Source organism: Mycobacterium heidelbergense (assembly GCF_050205645.1).
GTDB classification, from domain to species: Bacteria; Actinomycetota; Actinomycetes; order Mycobacteriales; family Mycobacteriaceae; genus Mycobacterium; species Mycobacterium heidelbergense_A.
On sequence record NZ_JBNMQT010000009.1, the window covers coordinates 92,038 to 111,261 of the forward strand.

At 68.2% G+C, this 19,224-nt stretch carries 20 protein-coding genes, 1 tRNA gene and 1 pseudogene; 15 read left to right on the top strand and 7 right to left on the bottom strand.

The genetic code is table 11. The features are described from left to right. Nucleotides 1-81 precede the first annotated feature (81 nt). Nucleotides 82-2,715 carry an alpha-glucan family phosphorylase gene (gene glgP, locus ACQI5H_RS12475; RefSeq protein WP_427079675.1) on the top strand — a complete coding sequence of 878 codons (2,634 nt, stop codon included), beginning with the start codon at nucleotides 82-84 and terminating at the stop codon, nucleotides 2,713-2,715. Here the strand turns inward: glgP and ACQI5H_RS12480 are convergent. Together ACQI5H_RS12480 and ACQI5H_RS12485 are read right to left on the bottom strand one after the other, a co-directional pair. Beyond that, nucleotides 2,699-4,708, bottom strand: a complete 2,010-nt coding sequence (locus tag ACQI5H_RS12480) for an ATP-dependent DNA helicase (RefSeq protein ID WP_427079676.1) — start codon at nucleotides 4,706-4,708, stop codon at nucleotides 2,699-2,701. The two genes, glgP and ACQI5H_RS12480, sit on opposite strands and share 17 nt — an antisense overlap. A 3-nt stretch (nucleotides 4,709-4,711) precedes the next feature. Further along, nucleotides 4,712-6,076, bottom strand: a complete 1,365-nt coding sequence (locus tag ACQI5H_RS12485; protein ID WP_427079677.1) for a nicotinate phosphoribosyltransferase — start codon at nucleotides 6,074-6,076, stop codon at nucleotides 4,712-4,714. Here ACQI5H_RS12485 and clpS point away from each other — a divergent pair. The 10 genes from clpS (at nucleotide 6,075) to rph (ending at nucleotide 12,881) form a co-directional block, all read left to right on the top strand. Further along, nucleotides 6,075-6,380 carry an ATP-dependent Clp protease adapter ClpS gene (gene clpS / locus ACQI5H_RS12490; RefSeq protein ID WP_076127052.1) on the top strand — a complete coding sequence of 102 codons (306 nt, stop codon included), beginning with the start codon at nucleotides 6,075-6,077 and terminating at the stop codon, nucleotides 6,378-6,380. The two genes, ACQI5H_RS12485 and clpS, sit on opposite strands and share 2 nt — an antisense overlap. A gap of 24 nt (nucleotides 6,381-6,404) precedes the next feature. After that, the gene (locus ACQI5H_RS12495; RefSeq protein ID WP_427079678.1) at nucleotides 6,405-6,983 is read left to right on the top strand and encodes a DUF2017 domain-containing protein; all 579 of its coding nucleotides are present in this window, start codon (nucleotides 6,405-6,407) and stop codon (nucleotides 6,981-6,983) included. Continuing rightward, nucleotides 6,980-8,026, top strand: coding sequence for a P1 family peptidase (locus ACQI5H_RS12500; RefSeq protein ID WP_427079679.1), 1,047 nt, complete (start codon nucleotides 6,980-6,982; stop codon nucleotides 8,024-8,026). Before ACQI5H_RS12495 ends, ACQI5H_RS12500 begins: the two co-directional genes overlap by 4 nt. Further along, nucleotides 7,974-8,441, top strand: coding sequence for a Mov34/MPN/PAD-1 family protein (locus ACQI5H_RS12505; protein ID WP_427079806.1), 468 nt, complete (start codon nucleotides 7,974-7,976; stop codon nucleotides 8,439-8,441). The genes ACQI5H_RS12500 and ACQI5H_RS12505 overlap by 53 nt, the downstream gene beginning before the upstream one ends. A gap of 24 nt (nucleotides 8,442-8,465) precedes the next feature. Beyond that, complete coding sequence (locus ACQI5H_RS12510; protein WP_427079680.1) at nucleotides 8,466-8,747, top strand: MoaD/ThiS family protein; 282 nt, start codon at nucleotides 8,466-8,468, stop codon at nucleotides 8,745-8,747. 9 nt (nucleotides 8,748-8,756) lie between these two features. Further along, a complete protein-coding gene (locus ACQI5H_RS12515) occupies nucleotides 8,757-9,728 on the top strand; it encodes a cysteine synthase (RefSeq protein ID WP_427079681.1) in 972 nt (323 codons plus the stop codon). Continuing rightward, nucleotides 9,719-10,393: a rhomboid family intramembrane serine protease gene (locus ACQI5H_RS12520; protein WP_427079682.1), complete on the top strand. Its 675-nt coding sequence runs from the start codon at nucleotides 9,719-9,721 to the stop codon at nucleotides 10,391-10,393. The genes ACQI5H_RS12515 and ACQI5H_RS12520 overlap by 10 nt, the downstream gene beginning before the upstream one ends. Further along, complete coding sequence (gene murI / locus ACQI5H_RS12525; RefSeq protein ID WP_427079683.1) at nucleotides 10,390-11,205, top strand: glutamate racemase; 816 nt, start codon at nucleotides 10,390-10,392, stop codon at nucleotides 11,203-11,205. The genes ACQI5H_RS12520 and murI overlap by 4 nt, the downstream gene beginning before the upstream one ends. Nucleotides 11,206-11,295: 90 nt before the next feature. Next, the gene (locus tag ACQI5H_RS12530; protein ID WP_427079684.1) at nucleotides 11,296-12,078 is read left to right on the top strand and encodes a cyclic nucleotide-degrading phosphodiesterase; all 783 of its coding nucleotides are present in this window, start codon (nucleotides 11,296-11,298) and stop codon (nucleotides 12,076-12,078) included. 23 nt (nucleotides 12,079-12,101) lie between these two features. After that, entirely contained in the window at nucleotides 12,102-12,881 is a 780-nt protein-coding gene (rph, locus tag ACQI5H_RS12535) for a ribonuclease PH (RefSeq protein ID WP_427079685.1), read from the top strand. Between the two features lie 52 nt (nucleotides 12,882-12,933). On the opposite strand, the gene ACQI5H_RS12540 is transcribed toward rph, so the two are convergent. Then, nucleotides 12,934-13,377 carry a nitroreductase family deazaflavin-dependent oxidoreductase gene (locus ACQI5H_RS12540; protein WP_427079686.1) on the bottom strand — a complete coding sequence of 148 codons (444 nt, stop codon included), beginning with the start codon at nucleotides 13,375-13,377 and terminating at the stop codon, nucleotides 12,934-12,936. Nucleotides 13,378-13,503: 126 nt separating this feature from the next. On the opposite strand from ACQI5H_RS12540, the gene rdgB reads away from it, so the two are divergent. After that, a complete protein-coding gene (rdgB, locus tag ACQI5H_RS12545; RefSeq protein WP_427079687.1) occupies nucleotides 13,504-14,115 on the top strand; it encodes an RdgB/HAM1 family non-canonical purine NTP pyrophosphatase in 612 nt (203 codons plus the stop codon). A 63-nt stretch (nucleotides 14,116-14,178) separates the two neighbouring features. Here the strand turns inward: rdgB and ACQI5H_RS12550 are convergent, their stop codons facing one another. Beyond that, the gene (locus ACQI5H_RS12550) at nucleotides 14,179-14,523 is read right to left on the bottom strand and encodes a DUF3817 domain-containing protein (RefSeq protein WP_076060337.1); all 345 of its coding nucleotides are present in this window, start codon (nucleotides 14,521-14,523) and stop codon (nucleotides 14,179-14,181) included. Further along, complete coding sequence (locus ACQI5H_RS12555; RefSeq protein WP_427079688.1) at nucleotides 14,520-14,900, bottom strand: hypothetical protein; 381 nt, start codon at nucleotides 14,898-14,900, stop codon at nucleotides 14,520-14,522. Before ACQI5H_RS12555 ends, ACQI5H_RS12550 begins: the two co-directional genes overlap by 4 nt. Before the next feature lie 39 nt (nucleotides 14,901-14,939). Between ACQI5H_RS12555 and ACQI5H_RS12560 the strand changes: the two genes are divergently transcribed. The 3 genes and pseudogenes from ACQI5H_RS12560 (at nucleotide 14,940) to ACQI5H_RS12570 (ending at nucleotide 17,163) form a co-directional block, all read left to right on the top strand. Continuing rightward, nucleotides 14,940-15,021 (top strand) — tRNA-Leu (locus tag ACQI5H_RS12560). 177 nt (nucleotides 15,022-15,198) lie between these two features. After that, nucleotides 15,199-15,942 (top strand): annotated as a pseudogene (locus ACQI5H_RS12565) (siderophore-interacting protein); the annotation flags it as partial. A 144-nt stretch (nucleotides 15,943-16,086) separates the two neighbouring features. Further along, complete coding sequence (locus ACQI5H_RS12570) at nucleotides 16,087-17,163, top strand: phosphotransferase family protein (RefSeq protein ID WP_427079689.1); 1,077 nt, start codon at nucleotides 16,087-16,089, stop codon at nucleotides 17,161-17,163. 16 nt (nucleotides 17,164-17,179) lie between these two features. Here ACQI5H_RS12570 and ACQI5H_RS12575 read toward each other — a convergent pair whose 3' ends face one another. Beyond that, nucleotides 17,180-18,001, bottom strand: coding sequence for a mycofactocin-coupled SDR family oxidoreductase (locus tag ACQI5H_RS12575; RefSeq protein ID WP_427079690.1), 822 nt, complete (start codon nucleotides 17,999-18,001; stop codon nucleotides 17,180-17,182). Further along, entirely contained in the window at nucleotides 17,998-19,179 is a 1,182-nt protein-coding gene (locus ACQI5H_RS12580; RefSeq protein WP_427079691.1) for an acyl-CoA dehydrogenase family protein, read from the bottom strand. The genes ACQI5H_RS12575 and ACQI5H_RS12580 overlap by 4 nt, the downstream gene beginning before the upstream one ends. Nucleotides 19,180-19,224 lie beyond the last annotated feature (45 nt).

Below are 19,224 nucleotides of genomic sequence, written 5' to 3' on the forward strand. Positions count from 1 at the left end.
GTGTCCGGCCACACACACGGGCCAAAAGCGGAGGCTGAGCTCCCCGTGCACGCGGGCGATTCCTCAGTAAGGTAGAGACGCGTGAAAGCCCTCCGCCGCTTTACCGTCCGTGCTCACCTACCCGAGCGCCTCGCTGCGCTGGACCAGCTGTCGAACAACCTGCGGTGGTCGTGGGACAAGCCGACGCAGGATCTCTTCGCAACCATCGAGCCGACGTTGTGGGAGCGCTGCGGTCGAGACCCGGTTGCGCTGCTGGGCGCCGTCAAGCCGGCCCGCCTCGACGAGTTGGCGCTCGACGAGGGGTTCCTGTCCCGGCTCGACGAACTCGCCGCCGAGCTGAACGACTACCTGAGCCGTCCGCTGTGGTATCAGCAACATCAGCAGGCCGGGGCCGCAATGCCGGCTGCCGTCGCCTACTTCTCGATGGAGTTCGGCGTGGCCGAGGTGCTGCCCAATTACTCCGGCGGCCTGGGCATCCTCGCCGGTGACCACCTGAAGTCCGCCTCGGATCTCGGCGTGCCGCTGATCGCGGTGGGCCTTTACTACCGCTCCGGCTACTTCCGGCAGTCGCTGACGGCCGACGGCTGGCAGAACGAGACCTACCCGTCACTGGACCCGCAGGGCCTCCCGTTGCGGCTGCTGACCGACGCCGCCGGTGATCCCGTGCTGGTCGAGCTGAGCCTGCCCGACTCCGCGCAGCTGCGGGCCCGGGTGTGGGTCGCTCAGGTGGGCCGCGTTCCGCTGCTGTTGCTGGATTCCGACGTGCCCGAGAACGAGCACGAACTGCGCAGCGTCACCGATCGCCTGTACGGCGGCGATCAGGAACACCGGATGCGGCAGGAGATCCTGGCCGGTATCGGCGGCGTCCGGGCGATCCGCGCGTTCACTGCCATCGAAGGGCTGCCCGCCCCCGAGGTCTTTCACATGAACGAGGGCCATGCGGGATTCCTCGGAGCCGAACGCATCCGCGAGCTGATCACCGATTCGGGATTGGATTTCGATACCGCGTTGGCCGTCGTGCGATCCAGCACCGTGTTCACCACGCACACCCCGGTGCCCGCGGGAATCGACCGCTTCCCCGTCGAGATGGTGCGGCTCTACTTCGACGACCATCTCGACGACGAACCCGATAAGAAGCGGGGCCCGAGCGCGCCCATGTTGCTGCCCGGCGTGCCGACGGCGCGGATCATCGCGCTCGGCGCCGAAGACGACCCGGAGAAGTTCAACATGGCCCACATGGGTCTGCGACTTGCTCAGCGCGCCAACGGTGTCTCGTTGCTGCACGGTCGGGTGAGCCGGGCCATGTTCAACGAACTGTGGGCCGGATTCGACCCCGGCGAGGTGCCCATCGGGTCGATCACCAACGGCGTGCACGCGCGCACCTGGGCGGCGCCGCAGTGGTTGCAGCTGGGCCGCGAGCTGGCTGGGTCGAACTCGTTCAGTGACCCCGGTGTCTGGCTGCGCCTGCAGGAGGTCGACCCCGGTCATCTGTGGTGGATCCGGTCGCAACTACGGGCGCTGCTGGTCCAGGATGTCCGGGCGCGGCTGCGCCGTTCGTGGCTGGAACGCGGCGCCTCGGATGCCGAATTGAGCTGGATCGCAACCGCATTCGATCCCGACGTGCTCACCATCGGGTTCGCCCGGCGGGTGCCGACGTACAAACGGCTGACGCTGATGCTGCGCGATCCGGACCGACTTGAACAGTTGTTGCTCGACGAACAACGACCGATTCAGTTGATCGTCGCCGGCAAGTCGCACCCGGCCGACGACGGGGGCAAGGCGTTGATCCAGCAGGTGGTGCGCTTCGCCGACCGGCCCGAGGTGCGTCACCGCATCGCGTTTTTGCCCGACTACGACATGTCGATGGCCCGGCTGTTGTACTGGGGCTGCGACGTCTGGTTGAACAACCCGCTGCGGCCCCTGGAAGCCTGCGGCACCTCGGGCATGAAGAGCGCGCTCAACGGCGGGTTGAACCTGTCCATCCGCGACGGCTGGTGGGACGAATGGTACGACGGCGAAAACGGTTGGGAGATACCGTCTGCCGACGGCCTGGCCGACGAGGCCCGTCGCGACGACCTGGAGTCCAGCGCGCTCTACAACCTGCTGGAGCAGGCGGTGGCACCGAAGTTCTACGAGCGCGACGAACATGGAGTGCCGCCGCGCTGGATCGAAATGGTACGCCACACCTTGCAGACGCTGGGCCCGAAAGTGCTGGCGTCGCGGATGGTGCGCGACTACGTCGAGAACTACTACACGCCGGCCGCGCAGTCGTGGCGAAGGACTGTCGCGCCCATCGAGGGCGACGAGAGCGCCGGCGAGTTCGGCGTCGCCCGTGAGCTGGCCGCCTACCGCAGGCGCGCCGAAGAGGCCTGGCCCAAGATCGACATCACCGACGTCGACAGCACCGGGTTGCCCGATACTCCGGTGCTGGGCTCGAAGCTGACCCTGACCGCGACCCTGCAACTGGCCGGGCTGGCACCCGACGAGGTCACCGTCCAGGCACTGGTGGGCAGGGTGGACGCCGGCGACGCGTTGCAGGACCCGCTGACCGTCGAGATGTCGTATACGGGCACCGCCGAAGGGGGCAACCAGGTCTTCTCGACCACGATGACGCTGCCGCTGGCCGGCGCGGTGGGATACACGGTGCGAGTGCTGCCCAATCATCCGATGCTGGCCGCCGGCAACGAGCTCGGCCTGGTCACACTGGCCCGTTAGCCGGCTCGGCGGTGCGCAGCCGCTCCAGCGCAGCACGGACCTGCGCGGCGTCGGTGGTCTGCCAAAACGGCGGCAGCGAGGCGCGCAGGTAACCGCCGTAGCGGGCCGTGGCCATCCGCGAGTCGAGCACCGCGACCACGCCGCGATCGGTGACGCGGCGCAACAGCCGTCCCGACCCCTGCGCGAGCAGCAGCGCCGCGTGGCTGGCGGCGACGGCCATGAAGCCATTGCCGCCGCGCGCGGCGACCGCGCGCTGGCGAGCGCCCAGCAGTGGATCGTCGGGCCGGGGGAACGGGATGCGGTCGATCATCACCAGCGACAGCGAGCGGCCGGGCACGTCGACGCCCTGCCACAGCGACAGCGTGCCGAACAGCGAGGTCTCGGCGTCGGCGCTGAATTGCTCGACGAGCGCGGACGTGCTGTCGTCGCCCTGGCACAGGACCGGGGTCGGCAGCCGTTCGCGCATGGCCTCGGCGGCGGCCCGGGCCGCGCGCATCGATGAGAACAATCCCAGCGTGCGCCCGCCGGCGGCGGTGATGAGCTCGGCGATCTCGGTCAGCTGCTCGGCCGAACCGGTGCCGTCACGGCCCGGCGGTGGCAGATGGGCCGCGACGTAGAGGATGCCCGCCTTGGCGTGGTGGAAAGGCGATCCGACGTCGAGGCCGCGCCAGGGCGGGTATTCAGCGGAGTCCGGTCCGGCCAGCCCCCACGCGGTCGCCATCGCGTCGAAGGATCCGCCAACCGTCAGGGTCGCCGACGTCAACACGGTCGTGGCCCGCGCGAACACCCGATCGCGAAGCAACGCGGCGACCGACAGCGGCGCGACCCGCAGCACCGGGCGCGGCGAACCCCGATTGTCCTCGTGATCCAGCCAGACCACGTCCGTGCGATCGGGGATCGTAGGAACAAAGGAGGACAGGACGCGCGACGCCGTATCGGATATTTCGCTCAGCGCCGCAACGGCTTCGGCGCGCGCGGCGGCGGCCTTGGCGTCGCTGGTGGTGTCGATCGCCGAGCGTGCCGCACTGGCGCCGTCGCGCAGCGCGGCCAGATAGGTCGCCATCTCGTCGTCCAGATGGTCGATGCGGCCCGGTGTCGCGTCGTGGATCGCGGCCCCGAAGTTGGCCGATGCCGCCTCCAGCCGCTGGGTTATCTCGGGATCCACCAGCCGGGTAATCCGCCGGGATGCAACACCGAGCGTGGTCGGTGTCAGCTCCGCGGTGGCCACCGACGTCACCCGGTCGACCAGCTCGTGCGCCTCGTCGACCACCAACAGCGTGTGCTCGGGCAGCACCGCCGACTCGGCAACCGCATCGATGGCCAGCAAGGCGTGGTTGGTGACGACGACGTCGGCCCGGCCGGCCGTCCCGCGCGCCCGTTCCGAAAAGCACTCGGTGCCGAACGGGCAGCGGGCCACGCCGAGGCATTCCCGCGCGGAAACGCTGACCTGCGACCAGGATCGTTCCGGCACACCGGGTTTGAGGTCGTCGCGGTCGCCGGTGTCGGTCGTCGAGGCCCAGGCGGTGAGCCGCTGCACGTCGCGGCCTAGCGCGGTGGCCGCCATCGCGTCGAAGAGTTCGTCCTGCGGCCGCTCGGCATCCGCATCGGTATCGGCGGCGCCGCCGTTGTGAATCTTGTTGAGACATAGGTAATTCCGCCGTCCCTTGAGCAAGGCGAACCGCGGTCGGCGGGGCAGTGAGTCGGCGAGCGAGTCGGCCAGGCGTGGCAGGTCGCGATCGACGAGTTGACGCTGCAGGGCAATGGTCGCCGTCGAAACCACGACCGGCGCCTCTTCGGTGATGGCGTGGACGATCGCGGGAATCAGGTACGCCAGCGACTTGCCGGTGCCGGTGCCCGCCTGCACGACGAGGTGCTCGCCGGTTTCGAAGGCCCGCGCCACGGCGCCGGCCATTTCCTGCTGGCCGCTGCGTTCGCTGCCGTCGAGCGCGGCCACGGCGGTGGCCAGCAACTCGGGCACGGACGCTTCTGGCATGGCTCAGAAGCCGACCCGCACGGTCGGGATCGCCGGATCGCCGTGCGCCAATTTCAGCCCCTCCCAGGGCAGGCTGTGCAGCCCGGACGCCACCAGGTCCCGGGCGGCGGCCAGCGCTCCGCGGCCCGTTTCGGTTACCGCCTCCCCGCCGCGCACGAGCGGGACGGTCAGCACCCGGAACGGCTCGGTGGCCGGGGGCGGACTGCCGGCCGGATGCACCACCTCCTCGGTGATCGTGCCGGTCGGGCGGCAGCGCCGCAGTGCCGCTTTGTGGCCGCCGCCGGATTCCTTGTGGGCGCTGCGCTTGTGGACCGGCATGCCGTCCACTTCGACCAACTTGTAGACCATGCTCGCGGTGGGTGCGCCCGAGCCGGTGACCAGTGACGTGCCGACGCCGTAGCCGTCCACCGGCTCGGCGCGCAACGCGGCGATGGAGAACTCGTCGAGATCGCCGGACACCACGATGCGTGTCCGGGTCGCGCCCAGCTGGTCGAGCTGCTCGCGCACCTGGCGGGCCAGCACGCCCAGCTCGCCGGCGTCCAGGCGCACCCCGCCCAGCTCGGCACCGGCGGCGGCCACTGCATTGGCCACGCCGGTCGTCACGTCATAGGTGTCGACCAGCAGCGTGGTTTGCGCACCCAGGGCGTCGACCTGGGCACGAAATGCGGCGACTTCGTCGGGCCCGTCGCGGCGGGTGTGCACCATCGTGAAGGCGTGTGCGGCGGTGCCCTCCGTGGGGATCCCGTATCGCCGTTCGGCCTCCAGGTTGGACGTCGCGGTAAACCCGGCGATATAGGCGGCGCGCGCCGCCGCCACCGCGGCGTGTTCGTGGGTTCGCCGTGATCCCATCTCGATCAGCGGTCGGTCCTGCGCGGCGCTGACCATTCGTGCGGCCGCGGATGCGATCGCGGTGTCGTGGTTGAAGATCGACAGCGCCAGGGTTTCGAGCACCACACATTCGGCGAAGCTGCCGCTCACGGACAATACCGGCGAACCGGGGAAGTACAGCTCGCCTTCGGCGTAACCGTCGATATCGCCGCCGAACCGGAAATCGCGGAGAAAGCGCAGCGTGTCGGCGTCCAGGAATTGCGCCAGCAGCTGACACGTGCCGTCGTCAAACCTGAACTGCGGCAACACTTCCAGCAGCCGACCGGTGCCGGCGACCACGCCGTAGCGCCGACCCTCGGGCAGGCGGCGGGCGAACAGTTCGAACGTGGTCCGGCGATCGGCGGTGCCGTCGCGCAGCGCCGCCGCCAGCATGGTCAACTCGTATTTGTCCGTTAGCAGCCCAGCGAGGGCCGGGTCGTTCATTCCGTAAAGGTAACGGCTGGCTGCAGGGGAGCCGTGTCTCGGTATCGTGGAGGCCATGGTTGTTGCGTCAGCACCCACCAAGCCTGGCACTACCGGACAACGCGAGTCCGCTCCGGTCCACGTCACGGCCAGTCCCTGGGTCACCATCGTGTGGGACGACCCGGTCAACCTGATGACCTACGTGACGTATGTATTCCAGAAGTTGTTCGGCTACAGCGAGCCGCATGCCACCAAGCTGATGCTGCAGGTGCACAACGAAGGCAAGGCGGTGGTGTCGGCGGGCAGCCGGGAGTCCATGGAAGTCGACGTGTCCAAACTGCACGCCGCCGGTTTGTGGGCGACGATGCAGCAGGACCGGTGAGATTGAGGGCACCCGGGACTCCGCGTGCGCAAATGGAAGCGCGTCGAGACCGCAAACGGTCCCCGTTTTCGGTCCGCCTTGGCTCCGCATGAGGCGGACCTGCTCAAGAACCTCGTCACCGCGATGATCGGTTTGCTCGACGAGCGCGAATCTTCCTCGCCAGCAGACGAACTCGAGGAGATCACCGGTATCAAGACCGGAAACGCCGAACCACCGCGGGAGTCGACATTGCGGCGACTGCTGCCCGATTTCCACAAATCCGACGAGGACGACGCCGCGGAAGATACGTCCGAGGGCCTCAACGCCGCGCTGCGCAGCCTGCACGAGCCGGAGATCATCAACGCCAAACGTGTTGCCGCACAGGAGTTGTTGGACACGCTGCCGGACGAAGGCGGCCGGTTCGAATTGACCGAGGACGGCGCCAACGCGTGGATCGCGGCGGTCAACGACATTCGACTGACGCTGGGCGTCCTGCTCGAAATCGGGCCCGAGGGCCCGGACCGCCTGCCATCGGACCATCCGTTGGCCCCGCATTACGACGTCTACCAGTGGCTGACTGTCTTGCAGGAATATTTGGTCCTGGTGCTGATGGGGCGCCAATGATCACCGACGTCGGGGGAATCCGCGTCGGCCATTACCAGCGACTGGACCCCGATGCGTCCTTGGGCGCCGGTTGGGCCTGCGGTGTGAGCGTCCTGCTGACCCCGCCCGGGACGGTCGGCGCCGTCGATTGCCGGGGCGGCGCGCCCGGCACCCGCGAGACCGATCTGCTGGATCCGGCCAACACCGTGCGATTCGTCGACGCGGTCTTACTGGCCGGCGGCAGCGCCTACGGCCTAGCCGCCGCCGACGGCGTCATGCGCTGGCTGGAGGAACACGAGCGCGGCGTGGCGATGGAAGGTGGCGTGGTGCCCATCGTGCCCGCCGCGGTGATCTTCGACCTGCCGGTCGGCGGCTGGGACCGCCGGCCGGACGCTGACTTCGGCTATCGGGCGGCGAGTGCCGCGAGCGATGAAGGGGTGCTCGTCGGGACGGTCGGCGCCGGCGTCGGGGCGCGCGCCGGCGTCCTCAAGGGTGGCATCGGGACGGCCTCGACGACACTGCCGTCCGGCGTGACGGTCGGCGCCTTGGTCGCGGTGAACTCCGCGGGCGACGTCGTCGACCGGGCCACGGGCCTGCCGTGGATGGCGGCCCTGACCGAAGAGTTCGCGCTGCGGCCACCGCCGGCCGAGGAGATCGACGCGTTCGCGCGGCTGCCGTCGCCGTTGAGCCCGCTGAATACCACGATCGCGGTCGTGGCGACCGATGCCGCGCTGACCCCGGCGGCCTGCAAGCGTGTCGCGATCGCCGCCCACGACGGACTGGCCCGCACCATCCGGCCGGCACACACACCGCTGGACGGCGACGCCGTGTTCGCGCTGGCTACCGGGGCCGTCGAGGTGGCGCCGGCGGTCGGCTCGAAACCACCGCCCGCCGCGTTTTCTCCGGAGACCGCGCTGACCACCGAGGTGGGCGCGGCCGCGGCCGATTGCCTGGCGCGCGCCGTGCTGGCCGGGGTGCTGGCCGCGGAGCCGGTGGCCGGAATACCCACCTATCGCGACATGTTGCCCGGAGCGTTCGGCCCCAACGGGAAAGGGAAAGGTTGAGGTGCTGGTGATCCGTGCTGACCTGGTGGACGCCATGGTCGCGCACGCGCGTCGCGACCATCCCGACGAAGCGTGCGGGGTGCTGGCCGGCCCGGAGGGCTCCGATCGTCCGGAGCGGCACATCGCGATGGTCAACGCCGAACGCTCGCCGACGTTTTATCGCTTCGACTCACAAGAACAGCTGAAGGTGTGGCGGGCGATGGACGATGCCGACGAGGTCCCGGTCGTCATCTATCACTCACACACCGCGACCGAGGCCTACCCGAGCCGCACCGACGTGAAGCTGGCCGCGGAGCCCGACGCGCACTACGTGCTGATGTCCACCCGCGACCCCGACCACCACGAGCTGCGCAGCTATCGCATCGTCGACGGCGTCGTCACCGAAGAACCTGTCGATATCGTCGAGCAGTACTGAACGCACAGTCCGAGAAAGGCCCGCATGAGCGTCACCGTGTCCATCCCGACCATCCTCCGGCCGCACACCGGCGGCGAGAAGCGCGTCTCGGCGAGCGGTGCCACGCTGGGCGCGATCATCAGCGACCTGGAAGCCAACTACTCCGGCATCTCCGAGCGGCTGATCGACTCCGACAATCCAGGCAAGCTGCACCGCTTCGTCAACATCTACGTCAACGACGAGGACGTGCGGTTCTCCGGCGGCCTGGACACCACGGTCGCCGACGGCGACTCGGTGACCATCCTGCCCGCGGTGGCGGGCGGGTAAGCGGGGCGCATGACGCGTTACGACTCGCTGCTGGCCGCCCTGGGCAACACGCCGCTGGTCGGCCTGTCGCGGCTCTCACCGCGCTGGAGCGACGGGCCGGACGGGCCGCACGTGCGGCTGTGGGCCAAGCTCGAGGACCGGAACCCGACCGGCTCGATCAAGGACCGCCCGGCGCTGCGGATGATCGAACAGGCCGAAGCGGACGGGCTGCTGGCGCCCGGCGCGACGATCCTCGAGCCCACCAGCGGCAACACCGGCATCTCGCTAGCGATGGCGGCCCGGCTCAAGGGCTACCAGCTCATCTGCGTGATGCCCGAGAACACGTCCGTCGAACGGCGTCAGCTGCTCGAGCTCTACGGCGCGCGGATCATCTTCTCGCCGGCCGAGGGCGGGTCGAACACCGCGGTGGCGACCGCCAAGGAGCTGGCCGCGGCCAACCCGTCGTGGGTGATGCTCTATCAGTACGGCAACCCCGCCAACACCGACTCGCACTACCGCGGCACCGGGCCCGAGCTGCTGGCCGACCTGCCCGAGATCACCCACTTCGTCGCGGGCCTGGGCACCACCGGCACCCTGATGGGCACCGGGCGGTTCCTGCGCGAGCGCGTTCCCGACGTCAAGATCGTGGCCGCCGAACCCCGCTACGGCGAAGGCGTGTACGCGCTGCGCAACATCGACGAGGGATTCGTGCCCGAACTCTATGACCCCGACGTACTGACCACCCGCTACTCGGTCGGCGCAGCCGACGCGATCCGTCGCACCCGCGAGCTGGTGGACTCCGAAGGAATCTTTGCGGGCATCTCGACCGGCGCGGTGCTGCACGCCGCGCTGGGCATCGCCCGAAAGGAGCTCAACGAGGGTGCGTGTGCCGACATCGCCTTCGTGGTGGCCGACGCCGGCTGGAAGTATCTGTCCACCGGCGCCTATGCCGGTAGCCTGGACGATGCCAAAAACGCTCTGGAAGGGCAGCTATGGGCATGACCGGCCCGGCCGGGAACCGAACACCGGCGACGGGTTCCAAGAAGCGGCCCGACTGGATGGTGGGCGGCGCCACGATCGTCACGTTCGTGGCTTTGCTGTACGTCATCGAGCTGATCGATCAGCTGATGCACCATTCGCTCGACCGCAACGGCATCAGGCCGCTGGAAGCCGACGGGCTGTGGGGGATCATCTGGGCGCCGTTCCTGCACGCGAGCTGGACGCACCTGCTGGCCAACACCGTCCCCGCGTTGGTGCTCGGGTTCCTGATGACGCTGGCCGGCCTGTCCCGGTTCGTGTGGGCCACCGCGATCGTGTGGATCGTCGGCGGCTTCGGCACCTGGTTGATCGGCAACTGGGGCGGCTGCCGCTTCGAGTCCGACCACATCGGGGCCTCCGGCCTGATCTTCGGCTGGCTGACGTTCTTGCTGGTCTTCGGCATATTCGTGCGTCGATTCTGGGACATCGTCACCGGTTTGGTGGTGCTCTTCGCCTACGGCGGCATCTTGGTCAGCGCCGTGCCGGTGCTCGACAAATGCGGCGGTGTGTCGTGGCAGGGGCACCTGTGTGGCGCGCTGGCCGGAATCCTGGCGGCCTACGTCCTGTCGGGTCCGGAGCGTAAGGCCCGCGCCTCGAGGAGAGCCGGTTCGCGGCGCCCCAAGACATGAGCTCGCCATTAGCGCCCGTCGGGGTCTTCGACTCCGGCGTCGGGGGTTTGACGGTCGCGCGGGCCATCATCGACCAGCTGCCCGACGAGGACATGATTTACGTCGGCGACACCGGCAACGGTCCCTACGGCCCGCTAACCATCCCCGAGGTTCGCGCGCACGCGCTGGCCATCGGTGACGATCTCGTCGGCCGCGGCGTCAAGGCCCTGGTGATCGCGTGCAACACGGCGTCCGCGGCGTGCCTGCGGGACGCCCGCGAGCGCTACGACGTGCCGGTCATCGAGGTGATCCTGCCCGCGGTGCGCCGCGCGGTCACCGCCACCCGCAATGGCCGCATCGGCGTCATCGGCACCCAGGCGACCATCGCATCGCACGCCTACCAGGACGCGTTCGCCGCCGCCCGCGACACCGAGATCACCGCGGTGGCCTGCCCGCGGTTCGTCGACTTCGTTGAGCGCGGCGTCACCAGCGGGCGTCAGGTCCTCGGGCTGGCCGAGGGCTATCTGGAGCCCTTGCAGCGCGCGCAGGTCGACACCCTGGTGCTGGGATGCACCCACTATCCGCTGCTGTCCGGGCTGATCCAGCTGGCGATGGGCGAGAACGTGACGCTGGTTTCGAGTGCGGAGGAAACCGCCAAGGAAGTGCTACGGGTGCTCACCGAGCGGGACCTGCTGCGGCCACATGACGCGCCGCCGGCCACCCGGGTCTTCGAGTCCACCGGCGACCCCGAGGCGTTCACCAAACTGGCCGCGCGGTTCCTGGGTCCCGCAGTGACGGGCGTCCAACCCGTACGCCGCTCCCGTATCGACTAGCCCGGCCTAGCTGCGCAAGCGCGCGTTGAGATTCTGATCACATCAATGCGGCAATGTTTTCTCCACGCTGCGATCGGGCATGGCACAGTAGTGTCCGTGCGAATAACCGTGCTCGGCTGCTCGGGCAGCGTGGTCGGTCCGGATTCGCCTGCATCGGGTTATCTGCTTCGGGCTCCGGATACCCCGCCATTGGTTCTCGACTTCGGCGGGGGTGTCCTCGGCGCGCTCCAGCGGTACATGGACCCCGGCTCGGTGCATGTGCTCTTGTCCCATCTGCACGCGGACCACTGTCTGGACATGCCGGGGTTGTTCGTGTGGCGCCGCTACCACCCGTCGCGCCCGCTCGGCAAGGCGTTGCTGTACGGCCCGAGCGACACGTGGTCACGGTTGGGGGCCGCGTCGTCACCCTATGGCGGGGAGATCGACGATTGCTCCGACATCTTCGACGTCCACCACTGGGTCGACGGTGAGCCGGTGACGTTCGGCGCGCTCACCGTGACACCGCGGGTGGTGGCTCATCCGACCGAGTCCTACGGCTTGCGGGTGACCGATCCCAGCGGCGCCTCGTTCGTCTACAGCGGTGACACGGGTACGTGCGATCAGCTCGTCGAGCTGGCCCGCGACGCCGACGTCTTCCTTTGCGAGGCGTCCTGGACGCACGCGCACGACCGTCCACCCGCTCTGCACCTCTCGGGCACCGAGGCCGGTAGGGCCGCGGCACAGGCCGGTGTTCGCGAGCTGCTGCTGACTCACATCCCGCCGTGGACGTCGCGCGAGGACGTGATCAGCGAGGCCAAGGCCGAGTTCGACGGCCCAGTGCATGCGGTGGTATGCGGTGAGACATTCGACGTCCGCCGCTCTGAAAGGGTCTGAGTCAACCGGTTAGGGTTGGCGTCGTGTCCAAACGAGAAGACGGTCGCCTCGACGACGAGCTGCGCCCCGTCGTCATCACCCGCGGGTTCACCGAACACCCGGCGGGCTCGGTACTGATCGAATTCGGTAACACCAAAGTCATGTGCACAGCCAGCGTCACCGAGGGCGTGCCGCGCTGGCGCAAGGGGTCGGGCCTGGGATGGCTGACCGCGGAGTACGCGATGTTGCCGTCGGCCACCCACACTCGTTCCGATCGCGAATCGGTGCGCGGCCGCCTGTCCGGGCGCACCCAGGAGATCAGCCGGCTGGTCGGCCGGTCGCTGCGGGCGTGCATCGACCTGGCGGCGTTGGGGGAGAACACGATTGCAGTGGACTGCGACGTGTTACAGGCCGACGGCGGCACCCGCACCGCGGCCATCACGGGTGCCTACGTGGCGCTGGCCGACGCGGTGACTTATCTTTCGGCGGCGGGAAAGCTCTCCGATCCCCGGCCATTGTCGTGCGCCATCGCGGCGGTCTCCGTCGGCGTGGTCGACGGCAGGATTCGAGTCGACCTGCCGTACGAGGAGGACGCGCGCGCCGAGGTGGACATGAATGTCGTGGCCACCGACACCGGGACCCTGGTCGAGGTTCAGGGGACAGGTGAGGGCGCGACGTTTCCCCGTTCGACGCTGGACAAGCTGCTCGACATGGCGCTCGGCGCCTGCGACACCTTGTTCGCGGCGCAGCGGGAGGCATTGGAGCGGCCGTACCCGGGTGTGTTGCCCGAGGGGGCGCCACCGCCGAAGGCGTTCGGAAGCTGACCCATCTGCTGGTCGCCACCCTGGCGTTGGCCTAACTGCCCCTTCCGGTCCGTCATGACTCGTCCTTCTGCAGCTCGAATATTGGGATTGTGCGTGTGGTTTTTGACTGGTAGTTCGCGTACGCGAACGCGGGTACGGTCGCGTTGATCTTGGGGATGATCGCCTGGCGTTCGGACGAGTCGAGCTCGTGCGCGACGACGTCGAACGAGTCGGTGGCGACTTCGACGCGCGCCCGCGGGTTGGCTCGCAGGTTGTGCACCCACCCCGGGTTGACGTCGGCGCCACCGTAACCCGCCACGATCAGCAGCTTGCCGTCGATACGGAATACCACCAGCGGCGCGACGCGCGGCTCGCCGGACTTCGCGCCCTTCGTAGTGAGTAGCAGCAGCTCGTTGCCCTCGAATCGTCCGCCGACCTTGCCGGCATTGGCGCGAAACTCGTCGGTGATGTTGTTATTGAGCGCCTTTAGCGTCTCGGTGTCGGGTTTTTGACTCACTCTGGACGAAGCTACTTCGTCGCCCTGTCTATTCCTTGCGCAGCGTGTCGCCGACCCGTATCTCGCAGTCCGTAAGGTGGCCGGGGTGCATCGGCAACGGCCCAGACGCGTGGTTAGGAATAGGTCATGACCCGGCTGCTGGTTGCCAGCCGCAACCCCAAGAAGCTGGCCGAGCTGCGCCGGGTGCTGGACGGCGCTGGGCTGTCGGGGTTGACGTTGCTGTCGCTGAACGACGTGGAGCCGTTCGACGAAGCGCCCGAAACCGGTGCGACCTTCGAGGACAACGCATTGGCCAAGGCGCGGGATGCGTTCGCCGCGACCGGTTTTGCGAGTGTGGCCGACGATTCCGGTTTGGAGGTGGCCGCTATGCGCGGGATGCCGGGCGTGCTGTCAGCGCGTTGGTCGGGTAAACACGGCGACGACGCCGCCAACACCGCGCTGCTCCTGGCGCAGCTGCGCGATGTGCCCGACGAACGGCGCAGCGCGGCCTTCGTGTCGGCCTGCGCGCTGGTCTCGTCATCCGGCGAAGTCGTCGTCCGCGGCGAGTGGCCCGGCACCATCGCCCGCGAGCCGCGCGGCGACGGCGGGTTCGGCTACGACCCCGTCTTCATTCCCGACGGAAGCGACCGCACCGCAGCGCAACTCAGCCCCGCCGAGAAGGATGCGGTCTCGCATCGCGGTCGCGCGCTGGCGTTGTTGGTGCCGGCGCTGCGGGGCTTGGCGGCACCACGAACGTGAAGCTGGCCGCACGTTCGGCCTCGAGCGTGAAGCCAGCCGCACGCTCGGCGGGAAATGCGGTTGCTAAATGCCGAAGCGCGCCTTGACGTCCTTGGTCTGGAAGTGCTCGACGATGATCCCGAGCAGGGGGATGGTGCCGGACAGCAGCACGCCGATGGTCTTGGCGATCGGCCAGCGGACCTTGACCGCCAGATTGAACGCCGCCAGCACGTAGACGAAATACACCCAGCCGTGCACCACTTCGATCCACCGGATCTCGTGGTGAAACACGAGATGCGAGACGATCTCGTAGCACAGGGCGATCAGCCAGATACCCGTCGTCCACGCCATGATCCGGTAGCCGAACAACGCGGTGCGGATCTTCTCGACGGGGAAGGCTGGCGCACCGGGCGTCTCGGGTGTGGTCATGCGGTTGTCCTGTTCTGCTTTTCGGCGTCGTTCTTGGCGAGCTCTGCCAAATAGGCGTTGTACTCCCGCAGCGCGGGATCGTCGGGTGGTTGTTGCGTGGGCTTGGGGCGCTCGGGCAGCAGCCCGGCGGGTATCTCGGTGACGGCGCCGTCCTTGCGCGGCTCCGGCGGCGCCTCCTCATAGCGAACGAACTTGCGGTACGCGTAGACGCAGAACCATGCGAACAACGGCCACTGCAGCGCATAGCCGAGGTTTTGGAAGCTACCCGAGGCGGACTGAAACCGGGTCCACTGCCACCAGCCCAGGGCCAGGCAGCCGCAGGCCGCGACGATCACCAAAATGATCAGCGCGGGCCTGCGACGCCTTGTAGTGGACACCCCTTGAAGGTACCGCGCGGTAGTCTGTGGAACGCCTACGCGCGAGTGGCGGAATTGGTAGACGCGCTGGATTTAGGTTCCAGTGTCTTCGGACGTGGGGGTTCGAGTCCCCCCTTGCGCACGACGGAGAACGGTCGGCTCCCGACCTGGCAACCGGCCCAAACCGCGCACGCCGCGCCCGCGTAGCACACTGACCGCAGGTACCCCAGAGTTGACCTTTGGTTAGGCAACCCTTAGTTTAGGGGCAACTACTAGCCGAAGGGGTGGCGGAACGCGCCGCCACGGGAGAGGACCGCTGATGGGACGCGGATTGCAGGGCGTGATCTTGCGGGGTTTCGGCGCGCGCGACCACACCGCGACGGTGGTCGAAACCGTCCGCATTGCACCGCATTTCGTGCGGGTGCGGATGGAGTCACCGACGCTGTTCCAGGACGCGAAGGTCGAACCCGCGGCGTGGTTGCGGTTCTGGTTTCCCGACCCGGACGGGTCGAAAACAGAGTTCCAGCGCGCATACACGATCTCCGAGGCGGACGTCGCCACGGGCCGGTTCGCCGTCGACGTCGTGCTGCACGAGCCGGCCGGCCCGGCATCGTTGTGGGCGAGGTCCGTCGAACCCGGCACGACGATCGCGGTCATGTGCCTGATGGGCTCGTCGCGCTTCGCTGTTCCCGACGAGCCGCCGGCCGGCTACCTGCTGATCGGTGACTCGGCATCGATCCCCGGGATGAATGGGATCGTCGAAACCGTCCCCGACGATGTCCCGATCGAGATGTACCTCGAGCGTCATGACGACGACGACGCGCTGATCCCGCTCGCGAAACACCCTCGGCTGCGGGTGCATTGGGTCGCTCGCGGCGACGAGCGGTCGTTGGCTGCGGCGATCGAGGGCCGCGACTGGTCGGGGTGGTACGTGTGGGCGACGCCCGAGGCCGCGACCCTCAAGCACGTTCGACGGCGGCTGCGTGACGAGTTCGGTCTGCGCAAGTCCGAGATCCACGCCCAGGCCTACTGGACAGCCGGGCGAGCGATGGGCACCCGCCGTGGAGACAAGTCGGACGCTGGCGTCGCCGGAGGCCCCCCAACGGCGGATCCTTCCTGACCGGAGCGGCCCTCGACCGCTGCCCTTGCCGTATGCCTTACAGTTGAGCCGTCCATCGACGGTCTCGATAACGGAGGCGTGCTGCCTATGAGCGCTGTGGTGTCCATTCCGCGGTATCCCGGCGACGTGACGCCCGAGTGGCTGTCGGCCGTGCTTCGCGAGCGCCATCCGACCGTCGAGGTGTCGCACGTCGACGTCGTTGCGATCGGCACCGGCCAGACCGGCGCGACCTACCGCGTGACGGCCGGATACGCGACGGATCCGGGTGATCTGCCGCAGACCTATGTGATCAAACTGCCCGCCCAGGACGACACCGTCCGTGACCGCGTGGTCGTCGGCTATCGCAGCGAGTGCGCGTTCTACTCGTCCGTGGCTGATCGGGTCCAGGTGCCGACGCCGCAGTGCTTCTACTGCGAGATCACGGAAGATGCAATGGATTTCGCCTTGCTGCTGGCCGATCAAGCGCCGGCGGTTCAGGGTGGTCAGCTCGCCGGCTGCGGTGAACAAGAAGCGCGCCTCGCGGCCAACGCTCTGGCCGGCCTGCACGCGCCGAGCTGGTGCGACCCGGTCTGGCTGGATTTTCCGGGCATCGCGTTTGGGCGGCCCGACGAGGCCGGCGCCAGCGGCATGGGCGAGGTGGCGCGGATGAGCGCCGACATCACCATCGAGAAGCTCGGCGATCGAATGAGCGCGGAAGACCGCGAAACATTCCGCACCGCAATGGGTTTGGTGGAACCGTGGCTGCTGGCCGAGTATGACCGATTTGCCCTGTTGCACGGGGACTATCGCCTGGACAACATGCTGTTCGATCCGGACCGAACGCGGGTCAGCGTGGTCGACTGGCAGACGCTCGGCGTGGGCCTGCCGGCCAGGGATCTCGCCTATTTCACCGCGACAAGCTTGAATTCGCGACTGCGCGCCAGCATCGAGGAAGGGCTTGTTGCCGACTATCACCGGGCGTTAACAGGTTGCGGCGTCACCGACTACGACCGCGAAATATGTTGGCGGGACTACCGGCTCGGGGTGCTGCAGGCGCCGCTGATCTCGGCCCTGGGGTTCGCGTTCGCGGCCGCCACCGAGCGGGGCGACGATATGGTGCTGGCCATGCTCAGCCGCGGCTGCCAAGCCATCCGCGACCTCGGGACGCTGGAATTGCTGCGCTGAGCTGAGCGCGGCGCAATCAATACTGCGTGGAGCCCTGGTCCACCCGGATCTGCGCCGCGGTCACCTTGCGTGACTCGTCGCTGGCCAGCCAGCACACGGCGTCGGCGATCTCCTCCGGCTCGGCGACCCAGTCGGGCAGAAACGGGGTGAGGACGTGGTTCAGCTGCGGATTGGTTTCCATGGCTTTGCCTATCGCCTCCACCATTTCGATCGATCCCATGGGGGTGTTCACCGGTCCCGGGTGAACGCTGTTGACCCGGATCGAATGCTTGCCCAATTCGGCGGCAAAGGCGCGGGCCAGGCCGGTGACGGCGTGCTTGCTAGCGGTGTAGTGCACCATGAACGGCTGCATTTTCGCTCCGGCCGCCGAACTGATCAGGATGATCGAGCCACCGCGGCCGCCTTCGATGATCTTGTCCGCACCGGCCATCACGGTGTTCCAGGTGCCAAGCACGTTGACATCCATCACGTCGCTAAAGGATTCCGGCGTGATGTGGTTCCACGCCTGCGGGGCCGCGATCCCGGCGTTGGCCACGATGATGTCCAGGCGCCCCAGTGCGGCGACCCCGTCGTCGACCGCCTTGCGCAGTCCGTCGAAATCGCGAGTGTCAACAACCGACGTCACAATCCGGCGACCCGTTTCTTCAACCAGCCGAGCCGTTTCGGCGAGGTCCTCCTCGGTCGCCGGCGGGTAGGGCACGCAGGACGGGAGCTTGCCGGCGATGTCGACCGCGATGATGTCGGCACCCTCCTCGGCCATGCGGACGGCGTGCGCCCGCCCTTGCCCGCGCGCGGCCCCGGTGATGAACGCAACCTTGCCTTCGAGTCTGCCGGTCATTGCTGCGCCGCCTTGACCAGGTTCGACCCGATGATCAGACGCTGTATCTCGCTGGTGCCCTCATAGAGCCGCAGTAGCCGCACGTCGCGGTAGATCCTTTCGACGGGCACGCCATGCATGTAGCCGCTGCCGCCGTGAATCTGCACCGCGAGATCCGCTACCTTGCCGGCCATTTCGGTGCAGAACAGCTTCGCGGCCGACGGCGCGACCCGGCGGTCCTCGTTGGTGACCCACAGCCGGGCCGCGTCGCGGACCAGCGCCCGACCGGCCAGCACCCCGGTCTGTTGGTCGGCGATCATCGCCTGCACCAACTGGAAGCTTCCGATCGGCGTCCCGCCCTGCGTCGCGGTGGCGGCATAGGACACCGATTCGTCGAGAGCCCGTTGCGCGGCTCCCACCGCGAGCGCGGCGATATGCACCCGGCCGCGCGCCAAGGAGGTCATCGCCGCCCGATAACCGATGTCTTCGCTGCCCCCGATCAGCGCGTCGGTCCCGAGTCGGACGTCGTCGAAGCTGACATCGGCGGTCCACGCGCCTTCTTGGCCCATCTTGGCGTCCTTGGCGCCGACCTCGACACCCGCGGCGTCCGCCGGAACCAGGAAGACGGCGATCCCCGGGCCTTGGTCGTCGGCCGGGCGCGTGCGCGCGAACACCACGAAGAGGTTGGCCACGGGCGCGTTAGTGATGAAGCGTTTCTGCCCGGAGATCACCCAATCGCCGCCGTCACGAACGGCCTTGGTTCGCAGGCCCGCGGGGTTGGATCCGGCGCCAGGCTCGGTCAGCGCGAAGGAGGCGACGACGTCGCCCGATGCCATCGGCTCGAGCCAGCGCTTCTTCTGCTCGTCGGTGCCGAAGCCGACGAGAACCTGCCCGGCGATGCCGTTGTTGGTGCCGAACATCGACCGCAGCGCCAGCGAGGTGTAGCCCAATTCCATTGCCAGCTCGACGTCTTGGACAAGGTTGAGCCCAAGGCCGCCCCACTGTTGAGGAATCGCATACCCGAACAAACCCATCGTCTTGGCCTGCTCGCGCAGATCGTCAGGCACCCGGTCGTCGGTCAGGATCTCCTGCTCGCGCGGGATCACCGCGGTGCGGACGAAGTGCCGGGTCGCCTCGAGGATCGCCTGGAAGTCCTCGGCACAGACTTCGGGCTCTTCGTGGACTCCCGCGACGGTCATGCGCAGACGCTCCTTTTCCTCGAATTGGGTACCCCAGCTCCCGGG